Origin of the sequence: Vibrio sp. SCSIO 43009 (genome assembly GCF_023716525.1) — a bacterium.
Classification (GTDB): Bacteria; Pseudomonadota; Gammaproteobacteria; order Enterobacterales; family Vibrionaceae; genus Vibrio; species Vibrio alginolyticus.
Genome location: NZ_CP071842.1, coordinates 1547484 through 1570268 on the forward strand (window position 1 = coordinate 1547484; position 22785 = coordinate 1570268).

Sequence of the window (22785 nt, forward strand, 5' to 3'; positions counted from 1 at the left end):
ATTAATACTCCACTTCTTCTAGCCATTCTTTAGGCATTTCAACCCTTAATGCACTCAACAGTTGCCCAGTTGCGTTCATCACTCGATATTTGGCGTACTGCTCTGCGTATTTAGAATCTAAGTAGTCTTTACGCGCCTCAAAGAGCTCGTTTTCAGTGTTCAATAGATCAAGCAGTGTTCGTTTACCGATGCGATATTGCTTCTCGTAAGCAATTACGGTTTCAGACGCAGAGTCTACATGATCTGATAGAAACTCTTTTTGTTGTAATGTTAAATCAAGCGCACTCCAAGAAAGCCTTAACCCTTCTTCAACATTGCGATAGGCACCTTCACGCAAGTCTTTTGCTTTATTTAGCTGGTAGGCAAAGTTTTCTGAGTTCGCTGCATCACTGCCACCATTGAATAGGTTGTAGCGTAGACGCAGCATGGCAAGTGTCTCATCACTTCGACCTTTTAAACCATCAGCGTCGTCACGCCATGTTTGCGAAGCTTCAATTGAAATGGTTGGGTAATTAACACCTTTAGACTGTTTGTATTGAAACTTAGCCGAGTCTACGTCTGCGAGCGCCACTTGAATAACGGGATGAAGTGCAAATGCCAAGCCTACCGCTTCATCAACCGTGTACGGGATAAAGTTTTGGTCCGCTCTCGGAAAGATTAACCCTTGTGGTGTTTGACCGACTAAACGAGTGAACATCGTGTGAGAGTCATACAGGTTATTTTGAGCAGCAGCTAAGTTTCCGTGTGCTTTTGCCAAACGTGCTTCTACCTGCGTCAAGTCAGCAGTAGAGCCGATACCCGAGTTGACTCGTTTTTTAATATCATCGTAAATATCTTTATGAACAGCAAGGTTGTTTTCTGAAAGCTTTAGGACTTCATACGCTTTAACAGCGTCCAAGTACACTTTAGTCACTTCAAGTGCCTTATCTGAAGCATCTGCTAAGAGTTGAAATCTAACAGATTCAGCATCAGCTGCGGTTCGATCAATATCATTTAACGTAGCGCTACCATCCCATATTAGTTGGGTCAGTGTCACTGAAGCTTCCTTTCGAGTGTAATCCGTGTCGCCTCGACCAACTTCATCTGACGGGTCTAATCCTTCATATCCAATTCCAGCATCTAGATCAACAGAGGGGAGGTAAGCACCTGATGAAGCTTCATTTATGTACTTCTGGCTCATAAACTCGTTAAATGCACTTTTAATATCGGGGTTATTTTGTAGCGTCTGTGCAACCGCTTGCTCTAGAGTTTGACCGAAAACTGGTGAAGACACTATTAAGCAACAGCAGGCTATATGTACTCGATTCCATCTCACGTTAGTTCTCCTAAAATCATGTCGCTCTTATTCTGTTTCATATTTGAGACGAGAAGTTACAAACAATGAATTTTCTTAGTGCGTATTATCAACTTGTTGATGTTTAAATGTTTAATTCAATAAAAAACAACAATCTTACTCTCTAAACTCTAGCATACGAGGCAAAGCTTGCTTGGTAAGTGGTCGATTTTTTCGTAGAAAACCTTTTTATCTTAAGAGCATAGCGGAAACTGGTTTAAATGAAGGCAAATTCTTCGGTTATTTTCCTTATTACTCTCAAAAAACTAAATCCTCTTGGAATAAAACGAAAAATTCATATTTTGTCTAAACTATAGACGTGTTTAGTGCAGTAACAAGCCTTTAATTAAACTAATACAAGGATGAAGAGCATGGATCGAGTAGCGTTAAGTTCATTGATGAGCAATGTCGTGGTTATAGGGCTTGATGGGAACCTGAGAAGTCTTGAAAGTGGTCAGCTACCTCAGCCTGGTGAATTAATTATTGAGGAAGTTTCTGATACATCAGAATTAATTGTACAACAGGTAACACCGCAAGGTAGTTCAATTAACGTTACTGATGATGTCACTGCGCTAATCGAGGCTATCGCTAGTGGAGAAGACCCGGCTGCTCTTGGTGAGGATTTTGAGCCAGCTGCTGGTGAGGAAAGTGGTTCTAGCCCCCAAAATACTGGTGCAATAGATCGTACTGGCGCTGAATTGTTGGCTAGTACGAATTTTGAGACCGTCGGTATTGATGGAATCGGACTATCTACAACTCAAGCACTATCTTTGTTGGATCTTTTCAGAGTAATTAATGGCCCTGTACCACCGACTATCTTAGTTCAAGAAATATCTAGTCCGACTATCAACGAAGGTGACCAAGTTGTATTCGATATTACTCTAAGTCAAACAACTGAAGACAATACTGATGTCATTCTTTCTCTCCTTGATGGAACCGCAACAGGCGGCTCAGCTGACGAGAACGGGAGTGACTACGTCAATGAGCGTGTCCTCATAACATTTTCTGATGGTACAACAGAAGAAGTTTCAGTCGGTGAAAGCGGAACCTTTACCATTTCGATCCCACCGGGTGAAAGTGACTTTACGGTCTCTATAGACTCTATTGACGACTCTGTATTTGAAGGCCCAGAAACGTTTACGCTCTCTGGCACGACAGAAGAACAAAGCACACCTGTTACTGGGACTGCCACTATTTTAGATGATGGTAGTGGACCTGGCTCAAATCCTGATGATGATCGCCCAGCGGTAACGATGAGTGATGCAGGTACGGTTAATGAGGGTGAGACAGCGAACTTCAAAGTGACGCTGTCGAATGCCTCCGAGTCCACTGTTCAAGTCGAGCTAGGCCTGAACTTAGGTGATACCGAAGTTGGAGACTTAGGCACCTTAGAATACAACACAGGCTCCGGTTGGGTTGCAGTGCCAAACGATGGCGTAGTAACGGTGCCAGCGGGGCAAACCGAGTTTGATGTGCGTATCGCTTCCATTGATGACGCCGTTTATGAAGGCCCTGAAGATTTCAGCGTGACAGTAACCGGCATTGGCGCAGTGCAAGGCAGCGATACCGGTACGGCAACGATAGTGGATGACGGCAGTGGTCCGGGCCCTGATCCGGATGATGACCGTCCAAGCGTGACTATTTCAGACGCTGGCACCATCAATGAGGGGGATACGGCGAACTTCAAAGTCACCTTATCGAACGCCTCTGAAGCGGAAACGCAAGTGGAGTTGGGTCTTAATCTCGGCGATACCGAAGCCGGTGACTTAGGTACCTTAGAATACAACACAGGCTCCGGTTGGGTTGCAGTGCCAAACGATGGCGTAGTAACGGTGCCAGCGGGGCAAACCGAGTTTGATGTGCGTATCGCTTCCATTGATGACGCCGTTTATGAAGGCCCTGAAGATTTCAGCGTGACAGTAACCGGCATTGGCGCAGTGCAAGGCAGCGATACCGGTACGGCAACGATAGTGGATGACGGCAGTGGTCCGGGCCCTGATCCGGATGATGACCGTCCAAGCGTGACTATTTCAGACGCTGGCACCATCAATGAGGGGGATACGGCGAACTTCAAAGTAACGCTATCGAACGCGTCTGAAGCGGAAACGCAAGTAGAGTTGGGTCTTAATCTCGGCGATACCGAAGTCGGTGACTTAGGCACCTTAGAATACAACACAGGCTCCGGTTGGGTTGCAGTGCCAAACGATGGCGTGGTAACGGTGCCAGCTGGGCAAACCGAATTTGATGTGCGTATTGCTTCCATTGATGACGCGGTGTACGAAGGCCCAGAAGATTTCAGCGTGACGGTGACTGGCATTGGGGCGGTGCAAGGTAGCGATACCGGTACGGCAACGATAGTGGATGACGGCACGGGTCCAGGACCTGATCCGGATGATGACCGTCCAAGCGTGACTATTACCGATGCTGGCACCATTAATGAGGGAGATACGGCGAACTTCAAAGTCACTTTATCGAACGCGTCTGAAGCGGAAACGCAAGTGGAGCTGGGTCTTAATCTCGGCGATACCGAAGTCGGTGACTTAGGCACCTTAGAATACAACACAGGCTCCGGTTGGGTTGCAGTGCCAAACGATGGCGTAGTAACGGTGCCAGCGGGGCAAACTGAGTTTGATGTGCGTATTGCTTCCATTGATGACGCGGTGTACGAAGGCCCAGAAGATTTCAGCGTGACGGTGACTGGCATTGGGGCGGTGCAAGGTAGCGATACCGGTACGGCAACGATAGTGGATGACGGCACGGGTCCAGGACCTGATCCGGATGATGACCGTCCAAGCGTGACTATTACCGATGCTGGCACCATTAATGAGGGTGAGACAGCCAACTTCAAAGTGACGCTATCGAATGCCTCCGAGTCTACAGTTCAAATCGAGCTAGGCCTCAACTTGGGTGACACCGAAGTTGGAGATTTGGGCACCTTAGAATACAACACAGGCTCCGGTTGGGTTGCAGTGCCAAACGATGGCATTGTGACCGTTTCTGCTGGGCAAACTGAGTTTGATGTGCGTATCGCTTCCATTGATGACGCCGTTTATGAAGGCCCTGAAGATTTCAGCGTGACGGTGACTGGCATTGGGGCGGTGCAAGGCAGCGATACGGGTACGGCAACGATAGTGGATGATGGTACGGGTCCGGGCCCCGATCCGGATGATGACCGTCCAAGCGTGACTATTTCAGATGCTGGCACCATTAATGAGGGGGATACGGCGAACTTCAAAGTCACTTTATCGAACGCCTCTGAAGCGGAAACGCAAGTAGAGTTGGGTCTTAATCTCGGCGATACCGAAGTCGGTGACTTAGGCACCTTAGAATACAACACCGGAAGCGGTTGGGTGACCGTACCAAACGATGGCGTAGTAACGGTGCCAGCGGGGCAAACTGAGTTTGATGTGCGTATTGCTTCCATTGATGACGCGGTGTACGAAGGCCCAGAAGATTTCAGTGTGACGGTGACTGGCATTGGGGCGGTGCAAGGCAGCGTTACGGGGACAGCAACGATAGTGGATGACGGTACGGGTCCAGGCCCCGATCCGGATGATGACCGTCCAAGCGTGACTATTTCAGATGCTGGCACCATCAATGAGGGGGATACGGCGAACTTCAAAGTGACGCTGTCGAATGCCTCCGAGTCCACTGTTCAAGTCGAGCTAGGCCTGAACTTAGGTGACACCGAAGTTGGAGACTTAGGCACCTTAGAATACAACACAGGCTCCGGTTGGGTGACAGTGCCAAACGATGGCGTAGTAACCGTGCCAGCAGGGCAAACCGAATTTGATGTGCGTATTGCTTCCATTGATGACGCGGTGTACGAAGGCCCAGAAGATTTCAGCGTGACGGTAACCGGCATTGGCGCAGTACAAGGCAGCGATACCGGTACGGCAACGATTGTGGATGACGGCACGGGTCCGGGCCCTGATCCGGATGATGACCGTCCAAGCGTGACTATTTCAGACGCTGGCACCATCAATGAGGGTGAGACAGCGAACTTCAAAGTGACGCTGTCGAATGCCTCCGAGTCCACTGTTCAAGTCGAGCTAGGCCTGAACTTAGGTGACACCGAAGTTGGAGACTTAGGCACCTTAGAATACAACACAGGCTCCGGTTGGGTTGCAGTGCCAAACGATGGCGTAGTAACCGTGCCAGCAGGGCAAACTGAGTTTGATGTGCGTATTGCTTCCATTGATGATGCTGTTTATGAAGGTCCAGAAGATTTCAGTGTGACGGTAACCGGCATTGGCGCAGTACAAGGCAGCGATACCGGTACGGCAACGATTGTGGATGACGGCAGTGGCCCGGGTCCCGATCCGGATGATGATCGTCCAAGCGTGACTATTACGGATGCTGGCACCATCAATGAGGGGGATACGGCGAACTTCAAAGTCACTTTATCGAACGCGTCTGAAGCGGAAACGCAAGTGGAGCTGGGTCTTAATCTCGGCGATACCGAAGCCGGTGACTTAGGTACCTTGGAATACAACACCGGAAGCGGTTGGGTTGCAGTACCAAACGATGGTGTGGTGACCGTGCCAGCAGGGCAAACTGAGTTTGATGTGCGTATTGCTTCCATTGATGACGCCGTTTATGAAGGTCCAGAAGATTTCAGTGTCACGGTGACTGGCATTGGCGCAGTGCAAGGCAGCGATACCGGTACGGCGACGATTGTGGATGACGGCAGTGGCCCGGGTCCCGATCCGGATGATGATCGTCCAAGCGTGACTATTACGGATGCTGGCACCATCAATGAGGGGGATACGGCGAACTTCAAAGTCACTTTATCGAACGCGTCTGAAGCGGAAACGCAAGTGGAGCTGGGTCTTAATCTCGGCGATACCGAAGCCGGTGACTTAGGTACCTTGGAATACAACACCGGAAGCGGTTGGGTTGCAGTACCAAACGATGGCGTAGTAACGGTGCCAGCAGGGCAAACTGAGTTTGATGTGCGTATCGCTTCCATTGATGATGCGGTGTACGAAGGCCCTGAAGATTTCAGTGTGACGGTGACTGGCATTGGCGCAGTGCAAGGCAGCGATACGGGAACGGCAACGATAGTGGACGACGGCACGGGTCCAGGCTCTGATCCGGATGATGACCGTCCAAGCGTGACAATTTCAGATGCTGGCACCATTAATGAGGGTGACACAGCGAACTTCAAAGTCACTTTATCGAACGCGTCTGAAGCGGAAACGCAAGTGGAATTGGGTCTTAATCTTGGCGATACCGAAGTTGGAGATTTGGGCACCCTAGAATACAACACGGGAAGCGGTTGGGTTGCAGTGCCAAACGATGGCGTAGTAACGGTGCCAGCGGGGCAAACTGAGTTTGATGTGCGCATTGCTTCTATTGATGACGCCGTTTATGAAGGCCCTGAAGATTTCAGTGTCACGGTGACTGGCATTGGCGCAGTGCAAGGCAGCGATACAGGTACGGCGACGATTGTGGATGACGGCAGTGGCCCGGGTCCCGATCCGGATGATGATCGTCCAAGCGTGACTATTACGGATGCTGGCACCATCAATGAGGGGGATACGGCGAACTTCAAAGTCACCTTATCGAACGCGTCTGAAGCGGAAACGAAGGTGGAACTGGGTCTTAATCTTGGCGATACCGAAGTTGGAGATTTGGGCACCTTAGAATACAACACAGGCTCCGGTTGGGTTGCAGTGCCAAACGATGGCGTGGTAACGGTGCCAGCTGGGCAAACCGAATTTGATGTGCGCATTGCTTCCATTGATGACGCCGTTTATGAAGGCCCTGAAGATTTCAGTGTGACAGTAACCGGCATTGGCGCAGTACAAGGCAGCGATACGGGGACGGCGACGATCGTGGACGATGGCACTGGGCCAGGCCCCGATCCGGATGATGACCGCCCGAATGTGACTATTTCAGATGCTGGCACCATCAATGAGGGTGAGACAGCTAACTTCAAAGTGACGTTGTCGAATGCCTCCGAGTCCACTGTTCAAGTCGAGCTAGGCCTGAACTTGGGCGATACCGAAGCCGGTGACTTAGGTACCTTGGAATACAACACAGGCTCCGGTTGGGTTGCAGTGCCAAACGATGGCGTAGTTACGGTGCCAGCGGGGCAAACCGAGTTTGATGTGCGTATCGCTTCCATTGATGACGCCGTTTATGAAGGTCCTGAAGATTTCAGTGTGACAGTGACTGGCATTGGTGCAGTGCAAGGCAGCGATACGGGGACGGCGACGATCGTGGACGACGGCAGTGGTCCGGGACCTGATCCGGATGATGACCGTCCAAGCGTGACTATTACCGATGCTGGCACCATCAATGAGGGGGATACAGCCAATTTCAAAGTGACGCTGTCGAACGCCTCCGAGTCCAATGTTCAGGTCGAGCTAGGCCTGAACTTAGGTGACACCGAAGTTGGAGACTTAGGTACCTTAGAATACAACACAGGCTCCGGTTGGGTTGCAGTGCCAAACGATGGCGTAGTAACGGTGCCAGCTGGGCAAACTGAGTTTGATGTGCGCATCGCTTCTATTGATGATGCTGTTTATGAAGGTCCAGAAGATTTCAGTGTCACGGTGACTGGCATTGGCGCAGTGCAAGGCAGCGATACAGGTACGGCGACGATTGTGGATGACGGCAGTGGTCCAGGTCCTGATCCGGATGATGACCGCCCGAATGTGACTATTTCAGACGCTGGCACCATCAATGAGGGTGACACAGCGAACTTCAAAGTGACGCTATCGAACGCGTCTGAAGCGGAAACGCAAGTAGAGTTGGGTCTTAATCTCGGCGATACCGAAGTCGGTGACTTAGGTACCTTAGAATACAACACAGGCTCCGGTTGGGTTGCAGTGCCAAACGATGGCGTGGTGACGGTGCCAGCAGGGCAAACTGAGTTTGATGTGCGCATCGCTTCTATTGATGACGCGGTGTACGAAGGCCCTGAAGATTTCAGTGTGACGGTGACTGGCATTGGCGCAGTGCAAGGCAGCGATACGGGGACGGCAACGATAGTGGATGACGGTACGGGTCCAGGTCCTGATCCGGATGATGACCGTCCAAGCGTGACTATTACCGATGCTGGCACCATCAATGAGGGTGAGACAGCCAATTTCAAAGTGACGCTGTCGAACGCCTCCGAGTCCACTGTTCAAGTCGAGCTAGGCCTGAACTTAGGTGACACCGAAGTTGGAGACTTAGGCACCTTAGAATACAACACAGGCTCCGGTTGGGTTGCAGTGCCAAACGATGGCGTAGTAACGGTGCCAGCTGGGCAAACTGAGTTTGATGTGCGCATCGCTTCTATTGATGATGCTGTTTATGAAGGTCCAGAAGATTTCAGTGTCACGGTGACTGGCATTGGCGCAGTGCAAGGCAGCGATACAGGTACGGCGACGATTGTGGATGACGGTACGGGTCCAGGTCCTGATCCGGATGATGACCGTCCAAGCGTGACTATTACCGATGCTGGCACCATCAATGAGGGTGAGACAGCCAATTTCAAAGTGACGCTGTCGAACGCCTCCGAGTCCACTGTTCAAGTCGAGCTAGGCCTGAACTTAGGTGACACCGAAGTTGGAGACTTAGGCACCTTAGAATACAACACAGGCTCCGGTTGGGTTGCAGTGCCAAACGATGGCGTAGTAACGGTGCCAGCTGGGCAAACTGAGTTTGATGTGCGCATCGCTTCTATTGATGATGCTGTTTATGAAGGTCCAGAAGATTTCAGTGTCACGGTGACTGGCATTGGCGCAGTGCAAGGCAGCGATACAGGTACGGCGACGATTGTGGATGACGGCAGTGGTCCAGCTCCTGATCCGGATGATGACCGCCCGAATGTGACTATTTCAGATGCTGGCACCATTAATGAGGGTGAGACTGCGAACTTCAAAGTGACGCTATCGAATGCCTCCGAGTCTACAGTACAAGTCGAGCTAGGCCTCAACTTGGGTGACACCGAAGTTGGAGACTTAGGTACCTTAGAATACAACACCGGAAGTGGTTGGGTGACAGTGACAAACGATGGCATTGTGACCGTTCCTGCTGGGCAAACTGAGTTTGATGTGCGTATCGCTTCCATTGATGACGCCGTTTATGAAGGCCCTGAAGATTTCAGTGTGACGGTGACCGGCATTGGGGCGGTGCAAGGCAGCGATACCGGTACGGCAACGATTATTGATAATGATGCTCCTCCTTCTATTTCAAATGTTGTGAATGCAGTTGTTTCGGAAGAAGGTTTAGCTAATGGTATCCCTGATAATACAGGATCACCTTCAGACACTACTAACTCCGCAAGTTTCTCAGGAACATTCACAGTTGCCGATCCAGACACGGCGAATGTTTCAGTGGTATTGGCAGGCCCTAACAACCTAACATCAGGAGGGGAGCCTATATCGTGGACGTGGGACAACAGTACTCAAACGCTGACTGCGAAAACTGCTCACCTGAGCGTTGTTGCTACTGTTGTGCTGAGCGAGCCTTCAGCTTCAGGTCAAGGCTCTTGGGACTATACTATTACTCTGTTTGAGCCACTTGATCATCCTGTTAATGATGTGGAAGACATCATCAACTTTGATTTACAGATTTCTGTAAGTGATGGACAAACAACAACATCTCAAAGCTTAAATGTGGCCGTTGAAGATGATTGCCCATACGTGCCTGTGGTTGTTCAACCCGTCGACGTGTCGCTTACTGGTGCACCTAACGTTCTGACAGGGCGCATAGATTTTGCAGGAAGTGAGGCAGATGCAACCAGTCGAACATTTGGGGACGTTGTTGTGACTGCAAACGGTTTTGTGTCTGACGAATCTGTGATGCTGGGAACAGCTGAAATCAATCAATCATCAGAAGGGATTGGCGTTAAAAGTTCTGGTAACAACGGCTTCCAATTAGAAAACGAAGTCGATTATCGATTCGCGGGTAATGAGGGTGTATCAGAGCAGTTAATCATAGACTTAGGCAATAAAGTTGCTTACGGAGCAGAAATAGAATTTGAGAAAATGTTTGGTGGTGAACTTGAGAAAGGAATCGCATCTTTTTATAGAGATGGTGTATTAATTGCTCAGCAATCGTTCAGCTCTGACGCAAGCAGTGGTGATTACGCGTCAAATTTCAATGTTCAACAGGGAGGCTTTGATAAAATCATCCTCGAGGCGACCAGTAATGGCAATGGCCCGGATACTGAAGACAACAGTGACTTTACCGTTAAGTCAATAACCTTTACAGGTGCGTACTCTGGCGTGCCAATTGCTAGTGCGGATGGGAACCTCGGTGCTGTATATGGAGCTGATGGCCCTGGTTCTATAGTCTTAAATGGAGGTGAGGCTGATTTAGAGACTCTAGATGGTAAAGACGTGTTGATATACGTCGATCCACAAAACTCTAATAGACTGATTGCAGAGGCTGATGGAGAGCTTGCATTCGAAGTTCAACTTACACCTAGCACTGGAAAATGGGAGTTCTTCCAATACTTGCCTTTGACCTCACCTTATGGCGATGGGGATATCGATTTTAACTACACTATTACTGATAATGATGGCGACAGTAAAACGGGGTACTTTTCTGTCAACCCTTACGCCCCACCAATTGTAGAAGGTGTAACACTAAACGTTTCTGAGGAAGGCTTAAGCAACGCCATTGCTGATGACTCTGCTCTAAACGGCTTTGATGACACAACTGACTCGAGTACTGATGTAGAACAATTGACGCTGGGTCAAACCGTTGATTCTGTTACGCTCAGTGAACCATCTACAGCTCTTACTAGTAACGGTATCTCTGTAACGTGGACGTTATCAAATAACGACCAAATGCTTATCGGTTCCGCGAACGGTGAAGAGGTTATCAAAATATCAGTCAATGATACTGGAGTGGTATCTACGGAGCTTCTTGGTCCGATTGATCACTCCAACCCATCTGGAGAAGACACCTTAAATATTGAGGTGCCTGTGCTTGTCTCGAATGCTCGTGGTCTTACTAACTCCACAACGGTCAACGTTATTGTGGAAGATGACTCACCAGATTCTGCATCTATTATTCACGATGTAGTTGCAGAAACTAAAGAAAGTGCCAACGTTCAGCTCATAATGGATGTCTCGGGTTCTATGCGAACGGATAATCGCTTGCAGATAATGAAAGATTCGGCAACTCAGTTATTGAATCAATATGAGTCTATCGGTCAAACGCGAGTTCAAATTATTACTTATAGCAGTACAGCATCCACTTACGCTATAGGTGCTGCGACGTGGCTGACGGTCGAGGAGGCCAAAGCGTATATTGAGACGCTAACTGCGGGTGGCGCGACTAACTATAACAACGCGCTAAATGAAGCAAAACAGTCATGGGGTGATGTAGGTAAGTTAACCAGTGCGTCGAATGTTAGTTACTTCTTGTCAGATGGTCAGCCAAACCCTGCGTCATCATTTATAAACGACGCTCGCGAGCAGAGTTGGATTGATCACCTAACCGATCCTGATAATCAGATAACAGCCCTAGCGTATGGTATGGGCGTTAATCTTATGCCGGAGCAATTAGATCGCGTAGCATATGATGGCTTTTTGAATCAAGACCTTGATGGTGTTGTGGTTCCTGACGTAACTCAATTACCTCCGGTTATGTTGCAGTCAGTGATTCAACCTGTTGGGGGGAACTTGATGTATACCACTTCTCCAGATACAGGTATTGGTGCAGATGGTGGTTATATTAGCGAAATAGAACATGACGGTGTCACTTATTCGTTTGATGGTACAGACCTAATAGTAACTGACACTAACGATGGTATTTCGCATGCATTTGACGACACAACGATGCTGCTTACTATCTATATCGACAGCAAACATACTCTGGAAATCGACCTAAACGATGGTGCGTATGCATTTTATGGTGCGGTGGGTGATACAGTTGAAACGTTAGACTTCGATTATGTATTGACGGATAACGATGGCGATCAAAGTGAGAATACCCTGCAATTCGTTATTGATGAAAACGGAGGAGTAAATGCTTCAAGTAATGGCTCTGCAAATATTATTGAAGCTGAAGTAGACGTAAGTCATGACATCTTGATCGGTAATGATAACGAGGCAGATGTCTTTAAATGGGTCAACGACTCCTTGGATACAGGAACAGATCTAATTAGAGGTTTTGAGAGAGATTTGGACACCTTAGATCTGAGTGAAGTCGTTGAAGATGCAGGGCACAATACGATAGAAGAACTTCTTAATAGTATTGACTTGAACATTGATGGCGATGACTTATCTCTAGAAATAACCCATAACGATGGAAACTCAATTCAAACTATCGTAATAGAAAACGGGGCGACAGAGTTTAGTGATTTAATCGTGGGAAATGCGGACTTTGAGAGAGATGTGTTATCCGCACTAACTAAGGTTAACTTAGAGCCATAATGAAAAGGGCCAGTAGGCCCTTTTCTTCTGCTTTGTCTTACTTATTCGTAGCCTAAAGCACTTTACATGCAAAACCTTTTAAGTAGAAGCCTTCTGGATATGCTGTATCGGTTGGGTGGTCAGCGGCTTGCTCAAAACGCTCCACAAACTTTACTTGGCGGTTAGCGTCTACGGCTGCATCAGCGATGATTTTCTGGAACAGAACTTGATCCATCAAGCCAGAGCACGAGTAGGTCAGTAGAGTGCCGCCCGGTTTTAGAATTTGCATTGCTAGCATGTTGATGTCTTTGTAACCACGACATGCGCCGTTTAGTTGTGCTTTGCTCTCTGCGAACTTCGGTGGGTCCATAATAACCACATCGAACTGAGTTCCTTGATCACGATACTCACGAAGCAGCTTAAACACGTCTGCATTTAGGAACACGGCACGCTTCTTCGAAATATCAAAATCGTTTAGCTCTGCGTTGAATTTTGCGGTATCTAAAGCAGGTTGCGACACGTCAGCGTTAATCACACGCTTTGCATCACCTTTTAGAGCGTAAAGTCCGAAGCCACCTGTGTAAGAGAAGCAGTTAAGAACTTCTTTGCCTTTCATATATTTCATCGCTTGCTGGCGACTATCACGTTGATCTAGGTAGAAACCTGTTTTGTGTCCGCCAACGATATCTACACTAATCTTTACGCCATTTTCTTCGATGACGACCGATTTAGGTGGCTCTTCGCCGTGCAAGACGCCCGTGATCTCTTTTAAACCTTCTTTTTTACGAACGGCCACGTCAGAGCGCTCGTACACATTACAATCAGGGAAGCACTCAACCAGAGCGTCAACAATAGCCTGCTTATTGTGTTCTGCGCCAGCACTGAGAAGTTGGCACACAAAGAAATTTTGGTAACGGTCGATCGTAACGCCTGGTAAGCCGTCAGACTCTGCTGCGATAAGGCGATAACCCGTAAGGCCATCACGTTCGATAATGTCTTCACGAAGAAGTTGTGCGTCTTTAAGTCGTTTAACGAAAAACGCGGTGTCGATTTCTTCTTTATCAAAACTCCAAATACGAGCACGAATTTGCGAAGCTGGCGAATATGCCGCCTTAGCTAGCCATTTACCGTCGTGAGTGAATACATCAACCGTTTCGCCAAGAGCAGGTTCGCCCTCAACTTTGTTGATGCCTCGAGAGAAGATCCAAGGGTGCTTGCGCTTGACCGATTTCTCACGACCTTTAACCAAATAGATAGCAGCTGTCATTTCATTAGCTCTTGTTGAATTTTGAAAGGGGCGTATTGTCCGGGATGTGAATGGTAAAAGCAATATCCCTCGGCAATCCAGTACATTGTAGTGACTTTTAAATACAAAAAAGGTCACTAAAGTGACCCTTTTATTTGAATTTGCTGTAACAGATTCCGTTGCTATGCTTTAAGTCCAGTAAGTAGAGCTTCCATTGTGTCGCTTTGCTTACGCAGTTGAGCAACGTTTTGTGAAGTCTTGCTTATCATATTGCACACGTTATCTGCTTGAACTCGAATTTCTTCAACGCTTGAGGCGATATTGTCCGCGACTACACCTTGCTCTTCAGCTGCTGTTGCAATTTGAATGCTACTGTCGGAGATAGTTTGATTTTTATCTGCCAAAGAGCCGATTTCGTGATTCACTTCCGTCATGAGGTTTTGTCCCTCATTTGCGTTATTAACTGTCACTTCCATCAGCTTAGTAAGCGACTGACTGTTACGCTGTAACGATTCGATCATCGTTTGGATTTCAACTGTCGCTTGCTGAGTGCGTCCCGCAAGAGCGCGAACTTCATCCGCAACGACCGCAAATCCACGACCTTGTTCTCCAGCACGTGCAGCTTCAATAGCCGCGTTCAGAGCAAGTAGGTTGGTTTGCTCGGAGATCCCATTGATGGTTGTCACGACTTCATCAATTTGTGCTGCATTGGCATCTAACTCGGCAACGGCTTGAGACGCAGATTGAATCTCATTAGAAAGGTTCGAAATCGAGTGAAGCGTATTCTCAACTTTCACTTGTCCAGACTGAGCCACGTTACGTGCATCATCGGTTTGCGTGCTTGAATCGTGAGCTAGTGTCGCGACTTCTCGAATCGTTGATGCCATTTGTTCCGTTGCACTCGCAAGAGAGTTGAGGTGTTCCTGCTGAGTCGCTGAAATATCTGAACTGTGATGAATCGATTGATTCAGGTCTGAGCTAATTTGTTGCATTAACGCCACAGACTCTTGAATCGACAGCACCATTTGTTGCTCTCGTTCTGCAACTTTGTCTATCGTAATAGCAATTTCACTAAACTCGTCGCGAACAGGGAAGAAGTTCATTCTCGCAGTTAAGTCGCCACCCGCAAGGGTGTTTAATGCTTTGTTCATCGTGAACATCGCGCCGCCAATAAACGTCATGATGTAGTAAACGCCAAGAGCGAGAATAAACAAGCTCACACAGATAATGCTTACTTGAGTCGTTGATAGGGCAGCCCATAAAGAAAGTTCATGGTTCGCAACCAAACTGTACGCACCATTTAAAACAGACACGGATTGCGGACCAGAGCCAATAGAAACGGTTTCTGAACCCGCTATGAGGCTTGCTACTTGAGATTGAGAAAGGTTGCCTGCCTCTATCAGACCTTTCATAAGCATGAGCTCTTCTTGGTACATACTTGAGATCAGTGTATTAGCCGCGCTATTAAGGACGAGTGTGAGAATGACTAAAGCAAGAAGAGGGAGAACGAAGAGCAAATAGAACTTTTCTTGAATCTTTAAGTGAATGAGATACTTATCAATCCAGCGGAATGGAATTTCTTTCATAATTATAATAACCGTACAAAAACCCACTATCCTTAGTGGGGTGAATAGACGAAAAGAATATATCACTCAGTAAAAAGAAGCGGTACAAAGATGAACGTAAAGTGTGAGAGATTTATAGTAAAAGGTCATGTTCAAGGCGTGGGCTTTCGTTACCATACTTCCCATCAAGGATTGAAGCTAGGGTTAACAGGTTATGCGAAGAACCTAAACAATGGTGATGTTGAAGTGATGGCGTGTGGAACAGACGCGCAAATAGTTGCGTTTTCGGAATGGTTACAAGAAGGACCGCGAACGGCAACAGTAGAGCATGTGATGCAGGAGCCTGCGTCGTATAAGCCGTTACGCGGTTTTAAAATTTTATGAATCTACAAGCATTTAGCTGGCTTTGGTAGGCCGGCTAATTTGGTTGCTTGTTTGGCTGGTCCCTTTTTAAACAGCTTGAATAGATACTTACTGTTACCTTTTTCTGGGCCGTGCGCTTTTTCCATCGCTTTCACAAGCATACGCACTGCAGGGGAGGTATTAAACTCTTCATAAAAGTCTCGCACAAAATGCACAACTTCCAAATGAGCATCCGTAAGCTCGATGTCTTCTTCTTTTGCTAAAAGCTCAATCATACCTTCTTCCCATTGAGTATGATCCAATAAGTAGCCTTGAGCATCCGTTTCAATTTCTTTGCCGTTGTAAACGAACATAACGTTTTATCCGTTAAGTAAACATGGATGTTTATAGATTAGCGACAGCCGAGAATGTTCTCAACAAAAGAATCTCGAAGTCGTATCGAGCGAATTAAAAGCGTACAAAATGGTGAGTGTTTTTGACTGAGCTAGGCACTTTGATATAAATGATCTTTTATTCAAATAAATAGGAAACTATTCAGTTTGTTAAAAATTTTACGGGGTGAATACCAACGAAATTGCATGGATACCCAGGCTTATTCATTTTTGTTTTGGTTTTTTCTTGGCTACTTGTCTGATTATGGGATTTTATGGGTGAATGAATAGCTGACAACGTTGTGTTTGTTTTCATAGACCGATATTCTCTTTGATTGATGAAAAGCCTGTATTCAGGTTAGAAACAACAATGATGACAAGGAGTTAGTCATGTCGAAACAACGTTACATTGAGATTAATGACAATGTAAAATCCACTTGGTCCATCGAGCGAATTTGGCAACTTGCAGAATCCTTACCTGTAGAAGAAATTGCGATTGATGATATAAAAGGCCCAAATGAAGTGACTTGGTTTAGTCATGAAGGGCCACGGCCAACCTGCCGTGAAATTGCAAAACATTGCCAACGAATCAACAATGCTGATTTGTCGTATCCGGTAATCTTAACCAGTGACTATCGTGTTTTTGACGGTATGCACCGAATCGCCAAGCAAATCATGTTAGGAGAGGAAACGATCAAAGTGAGACGCTTTAGAGAAAATCCAGAAGCTGACGAAGTTATCGAGTTGTCTGTAGAGCAGGCGTAATACACTGAATTGCACACAAAGAAAAAGCCCGAAGGAATTACCTTCGGGCTTTTTTATTCTACTTAACGAGAAACGATTAATCGTCGTTCATAATACCTAGAATGCTTAGTAGACTAGTGAACAAGTTAAGGATGTTTAGGTACATCGAAATTGTTGCACTGATGTAGTTTGTCTCTTCGCCACGAACGATACGACTTGTATCGAATAGGATGAAACCAGAGAACACGAGTGCAGAAACACTGCTGATTACTAGGTGAGCCATTGTTGAACCAACGAAGATGTTAATCAGCGCTGCAACGATCACAATGATCAAACCTGCCATCAGGAAGTTGCGCATGAAAGAGAAATCTTTCTTGCTTGAAATGGTGTAAGCCGATAGGCCAAGGAACACCATACCAGTCAAACCTAGAGCTTGAGCAATGATAGTAGGACCGTTTGGAATTGATGCGTAGTAGTTAAGCATTGGACCTAAAGCACCACCCATTAGAGTCGTGAAAACGAATGTCCAAACGATACCAGATGATGAGTTGATTGCCTTTGGCATAACAAAGAACAAAATACCAATCGCTGCAAGCTGCATCACAATTGCCATGATTGGTGAAATTTGCATTGCCATAGTCGCGACTGCTGCGATAGCACTGGTCATCAGTGTCATCGACAGTAGGAAGTAAGTGTTTTTCAGTACTTTGTTAGTTTCTAGTGTATTAGGAACACTTGTTGAACGAGTAAACATTGGACTGTTCATAATTATCCTCAATAAGGGAGTTTACTATTGGTACATTTATGGGGCTGAAAGTTCAAAAAATCAAGCCCTTTTCATGCATATCCTAGATAAAATGATAATGGAAATAAGATGTTATGTATTTGGCAACTTGTAACACAATATTACTGCCTAGCATAGCTATGTTGATTCTCACACAGATTTTTGAATTTAGTAACAAAAGCACTGGCTTCATAGAAACCAGTGCTTTTTTATGTCGATTCGGCTAAATCTTAGTGGTGTAAGATTTGCGCTAGGAAGTTTTGGGTCCTATCCGATTGAGGATTCTCAAAGAAGTCGACCGGGTTGTTTTCTTCGATGATCTCTCCTGCGTCCATGAATATCACGCGATCGGCAACTTCTTTAGCAAAGCCCATTTCATGTGTCACACATAGCATAGTCATGCCTTCCTCGGCGAGTTCGACCATTACATCCAGTACTTCGCGAACCATTTCCGGGTCGAGTGCAGATGTTGGCTCATCAAAAAGCATGACTTTAGGGTTCATACACAAAGAGCGAGCAATCGCTACGCGTTGTTGCTGACCACCAGACAACTGACCGGGATACTTCTCCGCTTGGTCTGGAATTTTAACACGTTCCAGATATTTCATCGCAACTGCTTCTGCCTCATCTTTTGGCATCTTCTTCACCCAGATAGGCGCGAGCGTACAGTTTTCCAGTACGGTTAAATGAGGGAAGAGATTAAAGTGTTGAAAGCACATGCCCACTTCTCGGCGTACTGCTTCAATGTTCTTTAAGTCTTCAGTTAATTCCGTACCAGAGACGTAAATGCTGCCTGCTTGGTGCTCTTCAAGGCGGTTAATACAGCGAATCATCGTTGATTTTCCCGACCCAGATGGGCCACAGATAACGATTTTCTCGCCGCGCTTAACGTCGAGGTTAATATTTTTTAGTACGTGAAACTCACCATACCATTTATTCATGTCCTTCAATTGGATCATGTAGTCTTGTTGTTGCGTCATAATACGTCCTTGATCTTGATGAGTTATCGTTTGTGACCGGTATGAAGTTTGTTTTCAAGCCATATCGAATAGCGCGACATGCCAAAACAAAATACCCAAAACACTAACGCGACAAATACATAACTTTCTGTAGCAAAACCTAACCATTCAGGGTCGGTGTTTGCTGCTTGCCCTATACCGAGTACGTCAAACATGCCAATGATGAGTACTAAACTGGTGTCTTTAAACAAACCGATGAAGGTGTTCACGATAGAAGGAATAGTAATCTTTAGCGCCTGTGGCAAGATAATCAGCCCAGTCTTTTTCCAGTAACTTAACCCAAGCGCATCAGCGGCTTCATATTGACCTTTCGGAATGGCTTGTAGACCACCGCGTACCACTTCTGCCATGTAAGCGGAGGCAAACATAACCACACCGATAAGGGCGCGAATCAGTTTATCTGTCTCTGAACCTTCAGACATAAACAATGGAAGCATAACCGAAGCCATGAACAAAACCGTAATAAGCGGAACGCCACGCCAAACTTCAATGTAGACGGTACAAATGCTGCGAATGATCGGCATCTCTGAACGTCTACCAAGCGCAAGCACCACACCAATTGGCAGTGAAACTACGATACCAACTAACGCAATAATGAGCGTAACGAGTAATCCACCCCATTTGTGTGTATCGACCACTTCTAGTCCAAAGACACCCCCGTATAACAGCCCAGCGATGATGAATGGGTAGATGTTTACGAAGAAAAGCCAAATCCACATCCGTTTCGGTGTCTTCTCATACGCGAGTAAAACGGTAAATATGGCTAATGTGATATAGAAAAGGCGAGGGCGCCATAGTTCGGACTCTGGATAAAAACCATACATGAACTGCTCCCAGCGCACGCTGATAAATACCCAGCAAGCACCATCTCGGCTACAGTCGTCACGCGTTGAGCCAATCCAGTCTGCGTTAATAAACGCCCAATCCACGATATACCATATTGCAGTTACGACAATATACGCAAGAATGACAGTAACAATGGAATTGATAGGGCCATTAAATAGATTTTTCCGCATCCAACCAACGAAGCCTACAGTATTGGCGGGTGGTGGGAGATCCGGTTGAAATTGATGAGTACTCATATTATCTCTCCACCAGCGCGACTTTACGGTTATACAAGTTCATTAATGCAGACGTAATCAGACTTAATGTCAAGTACACGCCCATCGTCATCGCAATGATCTCAATCGCTTGTCCCGTTTGGTTCAGGGTAGTACCAGCAAACACAGAGACAAGATCTGGGTAACCAATCGCCATCGCTAACGATGAGTTTTTGGTGAGGTTGAGATATTGACTGGTTAAAGGTGGAATAATAATTCGTAACGCTTGAGGAATGACAACAAGCTTTAAAGTTTTCGAGCGTGGTAAGCCTAGCGACATCGCTGCTTCGGTTTGACCATGGCTAACCGCATTAATACCAGAGCGCACAATCTCAGCAATGAAAGAAGCTGTATAAACACTCAATGCCAAAAGTAGCGCAGCCAATTCAGGAATAATGCTAATACCACCTCGAAAGTTAAACCCTTTTAGTTCAGGATAATTCAGTGAAATTGGCATACCAACAAGGAAGTACACAACCAATGGAAGGCCAACAACTAAACCCAAAACTATTCTTCCCATTGGGGTTTGTTGCCCAGTGAGACGTTGCTTATTATTCGCCCATACATTAATTAATAAGCTTGCGATTACCCCGAAGATTAACGCGGCAATAACGTAGCTACTGCCAGGTTCCATAGTCGGTGCAGGGAAATATAAGCCACGAACGTTCAGGAAAATAGCTTCACCAAGACTTAAGCTTTGGCGTGGTGAGGGTAATGCTTGAAGAACAGCGAAATACCAGAAGAATATTTGCAGAAGAAGGGGGATATTTCGGAAAGTTTCGATATAAACTGCCGCTAAACGACTAACTAACCAGTTAGAAGAAAGGCGGGCAACCCCCATGGTAAAGCCAATCACAGTAGCCAGAATAATACCTAATACAGAGACTAACGCCGTATTAAGAAGGCCGATGATAAATGTTCTACCGTAAGAGTACGTTTCATCGTATTCAATTAATGTTAACCCAATACCAAACCCGGCTTCTTGATTCAGAAAACCGAAGCCCGTTGCAATACCACGAGCATCTAAGTTATTGAGAGCGTTGTTTACAATCGTGTAAAAGAAAAATACCAGTGCAGCAATGGCAATGATCTGGAAAATAGCAGAACGAAAGGCAGGATTATAAATCAGGCTCTTGCTTCCGCTTGGTTTGGACATCGTACTTGGCGATGCATCTTGTGTCGGTTTCATACAGCGATAACCTCAAACCTTAGTTATAGATATCGACCTGTATAACGAAGTGTCGTCCTTGCTGGCTAAAGAATAACGCTCTCATGTCTGGTGACATACGAACCTTTAAAGCCGTTCCACCAAGCGAGCGCTTTTCGCCATCCAATGAGCGATCCTTACTCATACAGTGAGATATAATCAAGAAAAAGGGCGGCATGAACCGCCCTGATTAACTCTTTCTATCGGATTGGTGGCGCGTACATAAAGCCGCCTGCATTCCATAGCGCATTAACACCACGAGAGATTTCTAACGGCGAACCAGTACCGACTGTACGTTCGAAGCTTTCACCATAGTTACCAACTTGTTTGATAACCTGGTAGCCCCAATCGTCGCGGATACCCAACCCTTTGCCTTTAGGGCCATCAACACCGAGGATACGCTTGATGTTTGGATCTGTTGATTTCAGCATTTCATCCGCATTCTTCGAACTAATACCGTATTCTTCAGCGTTAATCATCGCAGACAATGTCCACTTAGCGATGTTAAACCATTGATCATCGCCTTGACGAACGACTGGACCTAGTGGCTCTTTAGAGATGATTTCTGGAAGAACGGCCGCAGAGGACGGATCTTTCAAATTCAAACGTAGTGCATAAAGGCCAGATTGGTCAGTTGTTAGTACGTCACAGCGTCCCGCATCAAAACCTTTCGAAGTTTGCGCCGCTGTGTCGAATACCACTGGTTTGTACGCCATGCCTTGGTTGCGGAAATAATCTGCAAGGTTTAGCTCGGTTGTTGTACCTGATTGAACACATACCGACGCACCATCAAGCTCTTTAGCACTTGATATACCAAGTTCCTTCTTCACCATAAAGCCTTGACCGTCGTAGTAGTTCACACCTACGAAGTTTAGGCCCAGTGCAGTGTCACGGTGGAGAGTCCAGGTCGTGTTACGGGAAAGCACATCAATCTCACCAGATTGAAGCGCAGTGAAACGTTCTTTTGCGGTTAGGGGTACATATTTAACTTTCGTTTTATCCCCAAGAACGGCTGCAGCCAGTGCTTGGCAATATTCTACGTCGATACCTTCCCATTCGCCTTTTGAGTTAGGGTTAGAGAAACCAGGTAGACCGGTACTTACGCCACAAGTAAGAAAGCCTTGTTTTGTGACTTTGTCCAGAGTAGTGTCTGCTGCTTGAGCTGATGTTGCCATCATCGCAGTAGAAGCCGCTACGACGGAAGCAAGAACTGTGAGTTTATTTGCCATTTGTATCCTTCCTGTATGATCCATGTTTAATCAGGAGTGACCTGAAATAACGTGTCCAATTCGTTAGAGTTATCGTCCTACGTGATTGATTTTCGAAGAAACGGCATTCGATAGATCAACCAGTTATAAGCGTAGGAAAGGATCTGTTAATTCTCAAATATATAATTTAAATGAAGTTTTGAGAGAACTTACAAAATGCCTTGAGATTTAGAATGACGAAATGTTAATTGTTTGTAAATAGTGCAATTCATGGACAATTTGGTGCATCAGAACAATCAATAGAAGAGTGAACAATACAAAAGAATAAAAAGTTGTTATTAAAACTGTCATTAGCTGAGCAAGGTGAAGTTCAGTAAAAATTCAAACAAAAATTATTTGTGATACCGAAACAGGGTGATGAGCTTGCCCCATTTTTGGTAGCATGGTCTACAACAGCTAATTAGAGTAATCATGGATTG

General features: G+C 46.3%; 12 protein-coding genes. 3 read left to right on the forward strand and 9 right to left on the reverse strand.

Annotation, left to right across the window (positions count from 1 at the left end; all coding sequences use genetic code 11):
• Position 1 precedes the first annotated feature (1 nt).
• The gene (locus J4N43_RS07435; RefSeq protein WP_062730580.1) at positions 2–1315 is read right to left on the reverse strand and encodes a TolC family outer membrane protein; all 1314 of its coding nucleotides are present in this window, start codon (positions 1313–1315) and stop codon (positions 2–4) included.
• 389 nt (positions 1316–1704) lie between these two features.
• Here J4N43_RS07435 and J4N43_RS07440 point away from each other — a divergent pair, with 389 nt between their 5' ends.
• The gene (locus tag J4N43_RS07440) at positions 1705–12720 is read left to right on the forward strand and encodes a Calx-beta domain-containing protein (RefSeq protein WP_242013645.1); all 11016 of its coding nucleotides are present in this window, start codon (positions 1705–1707) and stop codon (positions 12718–12720) included.
• 52 nt (positions 12721–12772) lie between these two features.
• Here J4N43_RS07440 and J4N43_RS07445 read toward each other — a convergent pair whose 3' ends face one another.
• Together J4N43_RS07445 and J4N43_RS07450 are read right to left on the reverse strand one after the other, a co-directional pair.
• Positions 12773–13966, reverse strand: coding sequence for a class I SAM-dependent methyltransferase (locus J4N43_RS07445; RefSeq protein WP_047102342.1), 1194 nt, complete (start codon positions 13964–13966; stop codon positions 12773–12775).
• Between the two features lie 161 nt (positions 13967–14127).
• On the reverse strand, positions 14128–15531 hold the full coding sequence (locus J4N43_RS07450; RefSeq protein ID WP_053350773.1) for a methyl-accepting chemotaxis protein: 1404 nt from the start codon (positions 15529–15531) through the stop codon (positions 14128–14130).
• A 90-nt stretch (positions 15532–15621) separates the two neighbouring features.
• On the opposite strand from J4N43_RS07450, the gene yccX reads away from it, so the two are divergent.
• Positions 15622–15894 carry an acylphosphatase gene (gene yccX / locus J4N43_RS07455; protein WP_017634611.1) on the forward strand — a complete coding sequence of 91 codons (273 nt, stop codon included), beginning with the start codon at positions 15622–15624 and terminating at the stop codon, positions 15892–15894.
• 2 nt (positions 15895–15896) lie between these two features.
• Here yccX and J4N43_RS07460 read toward each other — a convergent pair whose 3' ends face one another.
• Entirely contained in the window at positions 15897–16226 is a 330-nt protein-coding gene (locus J4N43_RS07460; RefSeq protein ID WP_005377396.1) for a TusE/DsrC/DsvC family sulfur relay protein, read from the reverse strand.
• A 408-nt stretch (positions 16227–16634) separates the two neighbouring features.
• Here J4N43_RS07460 and J4N43_RS07465 point away from each other — a divergent pair, with 408 nt between their 5' ends.
• On the forward strand, positions 16635–17009 hold the full coding sequence (locus J4N43_RS07465; RefSeq protein WP_047102337.1) for a chromosome partitioning protein ParB: 375 nt from the start codon (positions 16635–16637) through the stop codon (positions 17007–17009).
• A 76-nt stretch (positions 17010–17085) separates the two neighbouring features.
• On the opposite strand, the gene J4N43_RS07470 is transcribed toward J4N43_RS07465, so the two are convergent.
• The 5 genes from J4N43_RS07470 to J4N43_RS07490 form a co-directional block, all read right to left on the reverse strand.
• Positions 17086–17754, reverse strand: coding sequence for a Bax inhibitor-1/YccA family protein (locus J4N43_RS07470; RefSeq protein ID WP_005494926.1), 669 nt, complete (start codon positions 17752–17754; stop codon positions 17086–17088).
• Positions 17755–18002: 248 nt separating this feature from the next.
• On the reverse strand, positions 18003–18752 hold the full coding sequence (locus tag J4N43_RS07475; RefSeq protein ID WP_005377400.1) for an amino acid ABC transporter ATP-binding protein: 750 nt from the start codon (positions 18750–18752) through the stop codon (positions 18003–18005).
• A gap of 23 nt (positions 18753–18775) precedes the next feature.
• Positions 18776–19873, reverse strand: coding sequence for an amino acid ABC transporter permease (locus J4N43_RS07480; protein WP_005389988.1), 1098 nt, complete (start codon positions 19871–19873; stop codon positions 18776–18778).
• A 1-nt stretch (position 19874) separates the two neighbouring features.
• Positions 19875–21080 carry an amino acid ABC transporter permease gene (locus J4N43_RS07485; RefSeq protein ID WP_053350774.1) on the reverse strand — a complete coding sequence of 402 codons (1206 nt, stop codon included), beginning with the start codon at positions 21078–21080 and terminating at the stop codon, positions 19875–19877.
• 218 nt (positions 21081–21298) lie between these two features.
• The gene (locus tag J4N43_RS07490) at positions 21299–22327 is read right to left on the reverse strand and encodes an amino acid ABC transporter substrate-binding protein (protein WP_005377403.1); all 1029 of its coding nucleotides are present in this window, start codon (positions 22325–22327) and stop codon (positions 21299–21301) included.
• Between the last annotated feature and the right edge of the window lie 458 nt (positions 22328–22785).

Excerpts from the sequence above, each read along its gene's own strand:
- J4N43_RS07440 (WP_242013645.1), top strand. The coding sequence starts at position 1,705 with ATGGATCGAGTAGCGTTAAGTTCATTGATGAGCAATGTCGTGGTTATA.
- J4N43_RS07445 (WP_047102342.1), bottom strand. The coding sequence starts at position 13,966 with ATGACAGCTGCTATCTATTTGGTTAAAGGTCGTGAGAAATCGGTCAAG.
- J4N43_RS07450 (WP_053350773.1), bottom strand. The coding sequence starts at position 15,531 with ATGAAAGAAATTCCATTCCGCTGGATTGATAAGTATCTCATTCACTTA.
- yccX (WP_017634611.1), top strand. The coding sequence starts at position 15,622 with ATGAACGTAAAGTGTGAGAGATTTATAGTAAAAGGTCATGTTCAAGGC.
- J4N43_RS07460 (WP_005377396.1), bottom strand. The coding sequence starts at position 16,226 with ATGTTCGTTTACAACGGCAAAGAAATTGAAACGGATGCTCAAGGCTAC.
- J4N43_RS07465 (WP_047102337.1), top strand. The coding sequence starts at position 16,635 with ATGTCGAAACAACGTTACATTGAGATTAATGACAATGTAAAATCCACT.
- J4N43_RS07470 (WP_005494926.1), bottom strand. The coding sequence starts at position 17,754 with ATGAACAGTCCAATGTTTACTCGTTCAACAAGTGTTCCTAATACACTA.
- J4N43_RS07475 (WP_005377400.1), bottom strand. The coding sequence starts at position 18,752 with ATGACGCAACAACAAGACTACATGATCCAATTGAAGGACATGAATAAA.
- J4N43_RS07480 (WP_005389988.1), bottom strand. The coding sequence starts at position 19,873 with ATGAGTACTCATCAATTTCAACCGGATCTCCCACCACCCGCCAATACT.
- J4N43_RS07485 (WP_053350774.1), bottom strand. The coding sequence starts at position 21,080 with ATGAAACCGACACAAGATGCATCGCCAAGTACGATGTCCAAACCAAGC.
- J4N43_RS07490 (WP_005377403.1), bottom strand. The coding sequence starts at position 22,327 with ATGGCAAATAAACTCACAGTTCTTGCTTCCGTCGTAGCGGCTTCTACT.